Origin of the sequence: Streptomyces sp. MJM8645, assembly GCF_001625365.1 — a bacterium.
Lineage (GTDB): Bacteria > Actinomycetota > Actinomycetes > Streptomycetales > Streptomycetaceae > Kitasatospora.
The window spans coordinates 5,010,001-5,022,650 of record NZ_LJJF01000001.1 but is presented as its reverse complement, the minus strand read 5'-3'; the positions used below and the strand labels follow the sequence as shown (position 1 = coordinate 5,022,650).

The 12,650-nt window shown below is 69.3% G+C and carries 5 protein-coding genes and 2 rRNA genes (1 of these 7 running past the window's edge); 2 read left to right on the top strand and 5 right to left on the bottom strand.

The genetic code is table 11. The annotated features are described in order from the left end of the window. Window positions 1–134 precede the first annotated feature (134 nt). Together A6F73_RS21675 and A6F73_RS21670 are read right to left on the bottom strand one after the other, a co-directional pair. The gene (locus A6F73_RS21675; protein WP_063351395.1) at window positions 135–773 is read right to left on the bottom strand and encodes a response regulator; all 639 of its coding nucleotides are present in this window, start codon (window positions 771–773) and stop codon (window positions 135–137) included. Window positions 774–1,067: 294 nt separating this feature from the next. Further along, a complete protein-coding gene (locus A6F73_RS21670; protein ID WP_279634925.1) occupies window positions 1,068–5,639 on the bottom strand; it encodes a HAMP domain-containing protein in 4,572 nt (1,523 codons plus the stop codon). A 508-nt stretch (window positions 5,640–6,147) separates the two neighbouring features. On the opposite strand from A6F73_RS21670, the gene A6F73_RS21665 reads away from it, so the two are divergent. Both A6F73_RS21665 and A6F73_RS21660 read left to right on the top strand, forming a co-directional pair. Next, window positions 6,148–8,709, top strand: a complete 2,562-nt coding sequence (locus A6F73_RS21665; RefSeq protein WP_063349314.1) for a SpoIIE family protein phosphatase — start codon at window positions 6,148–6,150, stop codon at window positions 8,707–8,709. 304 nt (window positions 8,710–9,013) lie between these two features. Further along, window positions 9,014–9,577: a GPR1/FUN34/YaaH family transporter gene (locus A6F73_RS21660; RefSeq protein WP_063349313.1), complete on the top strand. Its 564-nt coding sequence runs from the start codon at window positions 9,014–9,016 to the stop codon at window positions 9,575–9,577. Here A6F73_RS21660 and A6F73_RS21655 read toward each other — a convergent pair. The 3 genes from A6F73_RS21655 to A6F73_RS21645 form a co-directional block, all read right to left on the bottom strand. Further along, complete coding sequence (locus A6F73_RS21655; protein WP_079135872.1) at window positions 9,570–10,415, bottom strand: phosphatase PAP2 family protein; 846 nt, start codon at window positions 10,413–10,415, stop codon at window positions 9,570–9,572. The genes A6F73_RS21660 and A6F73_RS21655 overlap by 8 nt on opposite strands. A 98-nt stretch (window positions 10,416–10,513) precedes the next feature. Beyond that, window positions 10,514–10,630 (bottom strand): 5S ribosomal RNA (gene rrf / locus A6F73_RS21650). A gap of 87 nt (window positions 10,631–10,717) precedes the next feature. Beyond that, window positions 10,718–12,650, bottom strand: a 23S ribosomal RNA gene (locus A6F73_RS21645); it runs 1,188 nt beyond the window's last position.

The window sequence follows — 12,650 nt, the reverse complement described above, 5'->3', positions numbered from 1 at the left end:
TACCGGGGTGGGCCACCAGTGCACATGTGCCCGAGCCGGGGCTCAGGGACGTGTCGCAGACACACCGTCACGCTGACCCGGTTTCACCCGGCCGCGCCAGAAATTCACCCGCAGGAGTGAACCCCGCCGACCGGTTACGCGGTTCCCGGCCGGAGCGCGTCCAGGGCCCGGCGCAGCCCTGCCAGCTTGCGCTCCAGGTGCGCCGCGGTGGCCGCCACCCCGGCGTCCTCGACGCCGTCCAGCTGCTTGCCCAGCGCCTCCGCCTGCTCCTCGACCGCCGCCAGCCGCGCGGACAGCTCGCCCAGCAGCGCCCCGCCCAGGGGCGGCTCGCCGCCGCCCGCCTCCAGTTGCAGCCGCAGCAGCGCGGCCTGCTCCTTCAGCTGGCAGTTCTTCACGTACAGGTCGACGAAGACCGAGACCTTGGCGCGCAGCACCCACGGGTCGAAGGGCTTGGAGATGTAGTCCACGGCCCCGGCCGCGTAGCCGCGGAAGGTGTGGTGCGGGCCGTGGTTGATCGCGGTCAGGAAGATGATCGGGATGTCCCGGGTGCGCTCGCGGCGCTTGATGTGGGCGGCCGTCTCGAAGCCGTCCATCCCGGGCATCTGGACGTCCAGCAGGATCACCGCGAAGTCGTCGGTGAGCAGCGCCTTGAGCGCCTCCTCGCCGGAGACGGCGCGCACCAGCGTCTGGTCCAGCGCGGAGAGGATCGCCTCCAGCGCCAGCAGGTTCTCCGGTCGGTCGTCGACCAGGAGGATCTTCGCCTTCTGCATCAGGGCTCGCCCTCCTGTCGCCTGCCTGCCGCCCGGTGATGGCACTCGCGTCCTGCCCACCGCTACCCCGGTCATGCTAGCCGCACCCCCTCGCCCGGCACATCGCTCCGTCGTGACCCGATCCGGAGCGGCGCGCGGCCAGTGCTCCGGCGCACGCTCAGCAGCGTGTCGCCGTCCGGTCACTGTTCGCAACGATCGGTGACCCTACCGGGTTCCCGGGCCCGACCGCCAGCAAACCGGCCCACCGGACGGCGCGAACCCCGGAGCCCGCCCCGGAGTTCGCGCCCTCCCCCGGCGCTACGCGCGGTCCGCCCGCAGCCACTCGCGCATCACCGCCAGCAGGTGGTCGGTCTCCACCGGCTTGGTGATGTGGTCGGTGGCGCCCGCCTCCAGCGACTTCTCCCGGTCGCCCTTCATCGCCTTCGCGGTCAGCGCGATGATCGGCAGGCCCGCGAACTGGGGCATCCGGCGGATCGCCTCGGTGGTCGCGTAGCCGTCCATCTCCGGCATCATGATGTCCATCAGGACCAGCGCCACGTTCTCGTGCTGCTCCAGCATCTCGATGCCCTCGCGCCCGTTCTCGGCGTACAGGACGGTCAGGCCGTGCTGCTCCAGCACGCTGGTGAGGGCGAACACGTTGCGGACGTCGTCGTCCACGATCAGCACCTGCTGGCCGTCGAAGCGCACGTCGCTGCGGCTGGGGCGGGGCGGGGCGGGCTCCACCGGGCGGGCCCCGGCGGCGGCGTCCAGGGCGGCGCTGCGCCGTCGCTCCACCGCTCCGCGGCGGCGCTCCTCGGCCAGCTCGCGGACCTCCTGGGCCCAGTGGTCGGCCGGGTTCTCACCGACCGGCACGGGCACCCCGATCGGGGTCACGCCGACGGAGGCGCGCAGCGTCGGGACGCTCGACACGACCGGGCGCTCGACCTGGGTCGCGCCCGGGGCCTCGGTGCGCAGCGGCAGGTAGAGCGTGAACGTGGAGCCCTTGCCCAGCTCGCTCTCGGCGTGGATCTCGCCGCCCAGCAGCCGCGCGATCTCGCGGCTGATCGACAGGCCGAGCCCGGTGCCGCCGTACTTGCGGCTGGTGGTGCCGTCGGCCTGCTTGAACGCCTCGAAGATCTCCCGCAGCTTGTTGCCGGGGATGCCGATGCCGGTGTCGGAGACCGCGAAGGCGATCAGCTCGTCGTCCGGGTCCTTGATCGAGCCGGACTCCAGCAGCCGCTCGCGCACGTGCTGCGGGACCTCCGCGCCGGCCGGGGAGATCGAGAAGTCGACCGCGCCGGCGTCGGTGAACTTGACGGCGTTGGAGATCAGGTTGCGCAGCACCTGCTGGAGCCGCTGCTCGTCGGTGTGCAGGGTGACCGGCAGGGCGGGCGAGACCCGGACGGCGAAGTCCAGGTTCTTGTCCAGCGCGACCGGCTGGAAGGTGGCCTCGACGTAGTCGACCAGCTGGACCAGGGCGATCCGGGCCGGGCGGACGTCCATCTTGCCGGCCTCGACCTTGGAGAGGTCGAGGATGTCGTTGATCAGCTGGAGCAGGTCGGAGCCGGCGCCGTGGATGGTGTCGGCGAACTCGACCTGCTTGGGCGAGAGGTTGCCCTCGTTGTTGTCGGAGAGCAGCTTGGCCAGGATCAGCAGCGAGTTGAGCGGGGTGCGCAGCTCGTGCGACATGTTGGCGAGGAATTCGCTCTTGTACCGGGAGGCCAGGGCGAGCTGCTCGGCGCGCTCCTCCAGGACCTGCCGGGCCTCCTCGATCTCGCTGTTCTTGATCTCGATGTCGCGGTTCTGCTGGGCGAGTTGCTCGGCCTTCTCCTGCAACTCCTCGTTGGTGCGCTCCAGTTCCTCCTGGCGCGCCTCCAACTCGGCGGATCGCATCGAGAGTTCGGCGGTGAGCCGCTGGGACTCCAGCAGCAGGCCCTCGGTCTTGGTGTTGACGCTGATGGTGTTGACGGTGACGCCGATCAGGTCGGCGATCTGGTTGAGGAAGTCCAGCGCGACGGTGGTGAAGGAGCTGAAGGTGGCCAGCTCGATCACGCCCAGCAGCCGGCCCTCGAACAGCACCGGCAGCACCACGATGTGGGCCGGCGAGGCCTCGCCGAGGCCGGAGGCGATCTTGAGGTATCCGGGCGGCGCCTCCTTGAGGATGATCGCCCGCTTCTCCACCGCGGCCTGCCCGATCAGCGACTCGCCGGGCCGGAAGGTGGTCGGCATCGCGCGCCGCTGGTAGCCGTAACTACCGATCAGCCGCAGGACGGTGTCGTTCTCGTCGTCGTCCTCGGTGATCAGCTCGGCGGTGCGGCCGGCCGGCTGGGCGAGGAAGAAGGCGCCGTGCTGGGCGGAGACCACCGGGGTCAGCTCGGTCATGATCAGCGAGGCGACGGCCTCCAGGTCCCGGCGGCCCTGGAGCAGGCCGGAGATCCGGGCCAGGTTGGTCTTGAGCCAGTCCTGCTCCTGGTTGGTGCGGGTGGTCTCGCGCAGGTTGGCGATCATCTGGTTGATGTTGTCCTTGAGCTCGTCGAGCTCCCCCGCGGCGTCCACGTCGATCCGCAGGCTCAGGTCACCCCTGGTCACGGCGGTGGCGACCTGGGCGATCGCGCGCACCTGCCGGGTCAGGTTGTTGGCCAGTTCGTTCACCGATTCGGTGAGGTCCTGCCAGGTGCCGTCCACGCCGGGCACCCGGGCCTGGCCGCCGAGCCGCCCGTCGGTGCCCACCTCGCGGGCGACCCGGGTGACCTCGTCGGCGAACGCCGACAGCTGGTCGACCATGGTGTTGATGCTGGTCTTGAGCTGGAGGATCTCGCCGCGCGCGTCGACGTCGATCTTCTGCGAGAGGTCGCCGCGGGCCACCGCCGTGATCACCAGCGCGATGTTGCGGACCTGGCCGGTGAGGTTGTTGGCCATCAGGTTGACGTTGTCGGTCAGGTCCTTCCAGATGCCGGCCACGCCCGGCACGCTCGCCTGACCGCCCAGGGTGCCGTCGGTGCCGACCTCGCGGGCCACCCTGGTCACCTCCACCGCGAAGGAGGAGAGCTGGTCGACCATGGTGTTCAAGGTCCCGGCGAGGGCGGCGACCTCGCCCTGCGCCTCGATGGTGATCTTCTTGGACAGGTCGCCGCGGGCCACCGCGGTGGCGACCTCGGCGATGTTGCGGACCTGCCCGGTCAGGTTGGACGCCATGAAGTTGACGTTGTCGGTCAGGTCCTTCCAGATCCCCGACACCCCGCGCACCCGCGCCTGGCCGCCCAGGATCCCCTCGGTGCCCACCTCGCGGGCGACCCGGGTCACCTCGTCGGCGAACGCCGACAGCTGGTCGACCATGGTGTTGACGGTCGTCACCAGCTCCAGGATCTCGCCCCGGGCGTCGACGGTGATCTTCTTCGACACGTCGCCGCGCGCCACCGCCGTGGTCACCTCGGCGATGTTGCGGACCTGGCTGGTCAGGTTGTTGGCCATCAGGTTGACGCTGTTGGTCAGGTCCTTCCACGTCCCGGACACCCCGGGCACGCTCGCCTGACCGCCGAGGATGCCCTCGGTGCCGACGTCCCGGGCCACCCTGGTGACCTCGTCGGCGAAGGCGCCCAGCTGGTCCACCATCGTGTTGATGGTGTTCTTCAGCTCCAGGATCTCCCCGCGCGCGTCCACCTGGATCTTCTGCGACAGGTCGCCCTTGGCGACCGCGGTCGTCACCTGCGCGATATTGCGCACCTGATCGGTGAGGTTGTTCGCCATGAAGTTGACGTTGTCGGTCAGGTCGCGCCACACCCCGGCCGCCCCGGGCACCTGCGCCTGACCGCCGAGCCGCCCCTCGGTGCCCACCTGGCGGGCCACCCTGGTCACCTGTTCGGCGAAGCCGGAGAGCTGGTCGACCATCGTGTTGATGGTGTTCTTCAGCTCCAGCATCTCGCCGCGCGCGTCCACCTCGATCTTCTGCGAGAGGTCCCCGCGCGCCACCGCCGTGGTCACCTGGGCGATGTTGCGCACCTGGCCGGTCAGGTTGTCGGCCATGAAGTTCACCGAGTCCGTCAGGTCCCGCCAGACCCCGGCCACGCCCGGCACCTGCGCCTGACCGCCGAGCCGGCCCTCGGTGCCCACGTCCCTGGCCACCCCGGTGACCTGGGCGGCGAACCCGTTCAGCTGGTCCACCATCGTGTTGACGGTGTTCTTCAGCTCCAGCATCTCGCCGGCCACCTCGACGGTGACCTTGCGGGACAGGTCGCCCTTGGCCACCGCGGTGGTCACCTGGGCGATGTTGCGCACCTGCGCGGTCAGCCGGCCGGCCATGGTGTTGACCGAATCCGCCAGGTCCTTCCAACTGCCGGACACACTGCGGACCTTGGCCTGGCCGCCCAGCTTGCCCTCGGTGCCCACCTCGCGGGCCACCCGGGTCACCTCGTCGGTGAACTCCGAGAGCTGGTCCACCAGCCCGTTGACGGTCCGGCCGATCTTCAGGTACTCGCCGCGCAGCGGGTGGCTCACCCCGTTGCTGTGCAGCGAGCGCAGCTCCATCTTCTGGTCCAGGTCGCCCTCGGCGATCGAGGAGAGCACCCGGCCCACCTCGGCCATCGGACGGGCCAGATCGTCGATCAGCGCGTTGCAGTTGTCGACGGCCGCCATCCAGGCGCCCTCGCCCGCGCCGGTCTCCAGCCGCTCGTTCAGCCGGCCCTCGCGGCCCACCGCCCGCCGCACCCGGGCCAGTTCGCCGGTCAGGTGCTGATTGCGCTCGGCGACCTCGTTGAACACCGCGGCGATCTCCGCCAGCGGACCGTCCCCCGGAACCGTCAGCCGGCGGCGGAAGTTGCCGTCCCGCATCGCGGTCAGCGCGGCCAACAGCTTCCGCAGTTCGGCCGGCTCCGCCCCCCGGTTGTGGCTCACTCGCCGGCCGGCCGCGTTCCGCGGCGCGGTCCCGGACCGCCCACCGCGCGGAACGGGCGGCGTCGTACCGGTTGCGTCCTTGGTGGCCGAACTCAACGGGCCCCTCCCACATCGTGAACTTTCCCGGTGACCGTCCGTGCCGGTACGGCACGCACCGGGGCACCGGCCCGGTCGGGCTGCGTACCGGCGCCCCACACGGCACACCGGCACCCGCATCGACCGTACTGCTCCGACCGGCCGTCGCGGACCCCCCAGTCTGGCAGCACCGGCGCCGGGTATACGGCCGGTTGCGCCCGGTTGGTAGCCGACCGTCCGAAACAGGTGGGCAGAATCACTCTCAGGTGCCTGTTTCAACGCCCCGTCCCCACGGGGAACCAAGCGGAAAGTAGGGTGGAGCGCTGCACCGGGCCATGACCCGACCCAGCGCCGCCACCCCGGCGGCACGCACCGGGAGTCGGCGCCACGCCCCGGACAGTCAAGGCCAGAGCAGCAGAGGAGAAGTGGCAACGTGGTCACCGCGCGCGCAGCCGCCACCTTCGACCCCGACGGCCGGTCCGCAGCCGCCGCCCGGGGCTTCGTACGGGACGCGCTGCTCGGCTGGGGTCTGCCCGAGGTCGTCGACGACGCCGTCGTCCTGGTCAGCGAACTGGTCACCAACGCCGTCGTCCACGCCGGCACCGCCGCCGAGGTGTGCTGCCTGCGGGAGGAGGGCACCGTCCGGATCGAAGTCACCGACCACCACCCCGAACGCGGCCTGCCCTCCCTCGGCGACGGCCCCGTCACCGCCTCCGACCGCTACGCCGACCCCGACGGCGAGGGCGGCCGCGGCCTGCTGATGTGCTCCGCCCTCGCCGAACGCTGGGGCGTCGAGTACGCGGCCGGGCGCAAGACCGTCTGGTTCCGGCTCGCCCTGCCCGCCCCCGTGGCCGGCACCCGCTACGCCGTCCCCGCGACCCCCGGCAGCGACCTGCCCAGCGGCCCCGGCCCGGTGCACGTCGCCGTCGTCCAGCTCGACGAGGACGGCCGCGTCCTCGCCTGGAACCCGGACGCCGAGGCGCTCTTCCAGTACCCCGCCACGACCGTCCTCGGCCGCCCCTGGGCCGACCTCGCCGTCTGGCCGCAGTCCGCCGGCCGCGGCCTCGGCCTCGCCGACACCCTGCGGCTGGCCCGCTGGGAGGGCGGCTACGGCGTCCGCCGCGCGGACGGCCACGAGGTCGAGGTGTACGGCGTCCAGGTCCGCGTACGCGACACCGAGGGCGTCCCCTCCACCCTCTGCCTGCTCGTCCTCGAACCCGACCGCGCGGTGCTCCGCTCCCCCGCCCGCGCCCTGCCCGGCGAGCGTTCCGACCCGACCGGCCCCCGGCTCGACCTGCTGGCCGGCCCGGTCGCCACCGACGACCTCGACACCCTGCTCCAGCGCACCGTCGAACGCGCCCGCGACCTGCTCGACGCCGACGCCGCGTACCTGCTGCTGACCACCGACGACGAGACCGAGTTCGAGGTCCGCGCCGCCACCGGCTTCACCTCCGGGCACCGCCGGCACACCCGCTTCCCGGTCGACACCGGCAGCCGCTACGACTCCGCCCGGCTGCCCTCCGTCCACGAGGACCTCACCTCCCGCCCGACCGGCCTGCCCCTGCTCACCGGCAGCGGCATGCGCTCCCTGGTCACCGTCCCGCTCAAGGTCGAGGGCCGGCTGATCGGCTCGCTCGGCATCGCCACCGCCGCGCCCGGCCGCTACGACAACGAGGACGCCCTGCGGCTGCAGTTCGCCGCCGACCGGGTCGCCCTCGCCGTCGAGAGCACCCGGCTGACCGAGCTCGAACGACTCCGCCGGGGCTCGCTGTCCTTCCTCGTCGAGGCCTCCGACCTGCTCGCCGGCACCCTCGAACACGAGCAGACCCTCGCCCTGATGGCCCAGATGGCCGTCCCCACCCTCGCCTCCTGGTGCGCCGTCTACACCAAGGGCGACCACGGCGCCGCGGCCGGCCTCGCCTTCGTCCTGCACGAGGACGAGGACCGGATCGACCCGCTGCGCGACCTGCTCGACAAGACCCCGGCCCCCGACGCCGGCCCGACCCACGGCGTCCGCTTCTGGTCGGCGCCCGCCGAGACCGCCGCCGCCGGCGGCCTCACCGACAGCCCCGAACTCGCCGGACTGCTCGGCGAGACCGTCGTCCTGCCGCTGACCGCCCGCAACCGGGTCATCGGCCTGCTCGCGCTCGGCGTCCCGGCCGGCGTCCGGTTCCGCCAGGAGATCCTCGAACTCGCCGAGGACCTCTCCCGCCGGGCCGCCCTCGCGCTCGACAACTCCCGCCTCTACTCCGAGCGCACCGCCACCAGCCAGGCCCTGCAACGCAGCCTGCTGCCGCCGGACCTGCCCGAGATCCCGGGCGTCGAGGTCGACGTCTACTACCAGGCCGCCGGCGAGGGCAACGAGGTCGGCGGCGACTTCTACGACCTGTTCACCATCCGCGAGGGCACCTACGGCTTCGCCATCGGCGACGTCTGCGGCACCGGCCCCGAGGCCGCCTCGGTCACCGGCCTCGCCCGGCACTCGCTGCGCCTGCTCGCCCGCGAGGGCCTGGACGCACCGCAGGTGCTCCGCCGCCTCAACGCGGCCATCCTGGACGAGGGTTCGCGCAGCCGCTTCCTCACCCTGCTCTACGGCGAACTGACGCCCCGCCCGGACGGCAGCATCGAACTGTCCCTGGTCTGCGCCGGCCACCCGCTGCCGCTCCGGCTGAGCACCGACGGCCAGGTCGACCGGGCCGCCACCCCGCAGCCGCTGCTCGGCGTCATGGAGGACCTCGACCTCACCGCCGAGCGCCTGGTGCTCTCCCCCGGCGAGGTCCTGCTGTGCGTCACCGACGGCGTCACCGAACGCCGCGAGGGCAGCCGGATGCTGGGCGACGACGGCCTCGCCGAGGTGCTCACGGGCTGTACCGGCCTGACCGCCGGGGCGGTCGCGATGCGGGTGCAGCGCGCCGTCGAGCGCTTCGCCCCGGAACCGCCGTCCGACGACATGGCCATCCTGACCCTGCGGGTGCCGACCCAGCGCGCCTCGTGAGCCGACACCGCCTCTCGGTCAGCCCCTGGCTCCCCGGTCGGCCCTGAGCGTTCCACAGCTGACATCGTCACAAATTGTTATATTCACAAGGGTACAAGCGAGTACGTCCGGGTACACCGATCTCACCGGGGAATCCCCCGGCGGGGACAGGACCGGCGGCTCTCCCGCCGACCCATCACTTCTGACCGCAGCCCGCGCACGCTCCAGCCGTGCGCCCTCGGCGCGGTCGCGCGCATCCACCTCATCGGACCACACCACTGCGTTGACTGCGCCCTGCGCGCGCCCAAAGTGAAAGGAGCCTCCGGTGAGCAACGAAGCTACCGGGGCAACGAACGCCCGCTCCACCGGAGCCGACGCGGGTAACCTCGGCTACCTCGCACTCGGCCTCACACTGCTCGCCTACGGCCTGCTCTCCACCGGCGTCTTCAGCGGCACCGGGGTCGGGGACGCGGCACACCTCGCCCATCTGGTCGGCGGAGTCACCCTCTTCATCGCGGGCCTGTGGCAGCTCCGCGGCGGCGAGGGCTTCACCGGAACGGCCTTCACCAGCCTCGGCGCCTTCTGGGCGACCTGGTCGACGGCCGGCGGGGCGGGCAAGAACGCCGCCGGCCTGTTCCTCCTGCTCTGGGCCCTGCTCGCCCTCACCCTGACCGCCGCCAGCTGGGGCGCGGGCCTGTTCAGCCGCGCCGTCTACGGCCTGCTCACGCTGTCCCTGCTGCTGAACGCCATCGCCGTCTTCGGCGGCTACAGCGGCCTCGCCAAGTTCGCCGGCTGGGTCGCGGCCGTCTCCGGGCTCACCGCCTGGTACTGGGCCACCTCCGCGCTCAGCAACGGCTCCTGGGGCAGGATCGCCCTGCCGGTCAAATGACCCGCTGCGGCTGATCCGCCGCGGCGTACCGGGGTCGGACCTCCGTGTCGACAGAGGCCCGACCCCGGCGACGTGCCACCAGGGCCTGGGCGGCGTACGCGAGCAGCAGGATCACGACGGCGACGATGCCGTCCGCCCAGAAGTGGTTCGCGGTCACCACGACCACCGCGACGGTCAGCACCGGGTGCAGCACCATCACCCACCGCAGCGGACTCCGCGAGACCCGCACCACCGCGACCGCCGCCAGCACGCACCACGCGACGTGCACCGACGGCATCGCCGACAGCTGGTCGGCCACCACCACACCGCCCATCGCGCCCCCGTACACCGACTGCCCGTACTCGGCGGCCACGTCGACGAACCCGTGCTGCGGCAGCATCCGGGGCGGCGCCACCGGGATGAACTGCACCAGCAGACAGACCGCCGTGGTGATCACCACCGTGTTCCGCACCCACGCGTACCGCTCCCGGTGCCGCACGAACACCCAGAGCAGCACCGCCAGCATCACCGCGAAGTGCATCGCCGCGTAGTAGTAGTTCGCGAGCCTCACCAGCACCGGGTACGGCGTGACGGCCGCCTGCCAGGACGCCTCGTCCGGTAGACCGATCGCCGACTCGGTGCGGTGGATCCAATCCGCCCGGTCCAGCGCGTGGTCTCCGCTCATCACCGAGAGGTGGCCCACCAGCTGCCAGAGCGCGAACAGCGCCAGCAGCGTGCCAGCCTCCCGCAGCAGCGCCGACAAGGACGGCTTCCGGACCCTGGCGGCGGCGTACGCCCCGCCGTAGAGAGCGACCGCGGCGCCCCCGGCGGACTGCCAGGTAAGGGTCAGGTTCTGCAACGGATCGCGCCTCTCCGACAAACTCTGGTTCGTGTGTCGGCAGAGGTTAACGCAAAAAGACCCCCTCCCGGACGGGAGGGGGTCTTTTTGGAATGATTGTTCGGCGGCGTCCTACTCTCCCACAGGGTCCCCCCTGCAGTACCATCGGCGCTGTAAGGCTTAGCTTCCGGGTTCGGAATGTAACCGGGCGTTTCCCTCACGCTATGACCACCGAAACACTATGAAACTGTCAACCGCACCAACCCCGTAGCCAAACGGGTTGGGGTCGTTGTTTCAGAACAACACAGTGGACGCGAGCAACTGAGGACAAGCCCTCGGCCTATTAGTACCGGTCAACTCCACCCCTCACAGGGCTTCCATATCCGGCCTATCAACCCAGTCGTCTACTGGGAGCCTTACCCTCTCAAGGAGGTGGGAGTGCTCATCTCGAAGCAGGCTTCCCGCTTAGATGCTTTCAGCGGTTATCCCTCCCGAACGTAGCCAACCAGCCATGCCCTTGGCAGGACAACTGGCACACCAGAGGTTCGTCCGTCCCGGTCCTCTCGTACTAGGGACAGCCCTTCTCAACACTCCTACGCGCACAGCGGATAGGGACCGAACTGTCTCACGACGTTCTAAACCCAGCTCGCGTACCGCTTTAATGGGCGAACAGCCCAACCCTTGGGACCTACTCCAGCCCCAGGATGCGACGAGCCGACATCGAGGTGCCAAACCATCCCGTCGATATGGACTCTTGGGGAAGATCAGCCTGTTATCCCCGGGGTACCTTTTATCCGTTGAGCGACGGCGCTTCCACAAGCCACCGCCGGATCACTAGTCCCTACTTTCGTACCTGCTCGACCCGTCAGTCTCACAGTCAAGCTCCCTTGTGCACTTACACTCAACACCTGATTGCCAACCAGGCTGAGGGAACCTTTGGGCGCCTCCGTTACTCTTTAGGAGGCAACCGCCCCAGTTAAACTACCCACCAGACACTGTCCCTGATCCGGATCACGGACCCAGGTTAGACATCCAGCACGACCAGAGTGGTATTTCAACGACGACTCCACAACAACTGGCGTTGCTGCTTCAAAGTCTCCCACCTATCCTACACAAGCCGAACCGAACACCAATATCAAGCTATAGTAAAGGTCCCGGGGTCTTTCCGTCCTGCTGCGCGAAACGAGCATCTTTACTCGTAATGCAATTTCACCGGGCCTATGGTTGAGACAGTCGAGAAGTCGTTACGCCATTCGTGCAGGTCGGAACTTACCCGACAAGGAATTTCGCTACCTTAGGATGGTTATAGTTACCACCGCCGTTTACTGGCGCTTAAGTTCTCAGCTTCGCCTGGACGAATCCAAGCTAACCGGTCCCCTTAACGTTCCAGCACCGGGCAGGCGTCAGTCCGTATACATCGCCTTACGGCTTCGCACGGACCTGTGTTTTTAGTAAACAGTCGCTTCTCGCTGGTCTCTGCGGCCACCCCCAGCTCTGACAGCAAGTGCCGTCACCAGGAATGGCCCCCCTTCTCCCGAAGTTACGGGGGCATTTTGCCGAGTTCCTTAACCATAGTTCACCCGAACGCCTCGGTATTCTCTACCTGACCACCTGAGTCGGTTTGGGGTACGGGCCGCCATGAAACTCGCTAGAGGCTTTTCTCGACAGCATAGGATCATCCACTTCACCACAATCGGCTCGGCATCAGGTCTCAGCCTTAATGAGTGACGGATTTGCCTATCACTCGGCCTACACCCTTACCCCGGGACAACCACCGCCCGGGCTGGACTACCTTCCTGCGTCACCCCATCGCTCACCTACTACAGACTTGGTTCAGCGGCTCCACCACGTCCCTTTGTCCGAAGACTCCGGGCCGGCTTCACGGCCTTAGCATCACCTGGTTCAGCGTTGGCGCTTCAAAGCGGGTACGGGAATATCAACCCGTTGTCCATCGACTACGCCTGTCGGCCTCGCCTTAGGTCCCGACTTACCCTGGGCAGATCAGCTTGACCCAGGAACCCTTGGTCAATCGGCGCAAGAGTTTCCCACTCTTGTATCGCTACTCATGCCTGCATTCTCACTCGTATACCGTCCACGACTGGTTTCCACCGCCGCTTCACCCGGCACACGACGCTCCCCTACCCATCACAGCAGGCGTTGGCCCTATATGCTGCAATGACACGACTTCGGTGATGTGCTTGAGCCCCGCTACATTGTCGGCGCGGAATCACTTGACCAGTGAGCTATTACGCACTC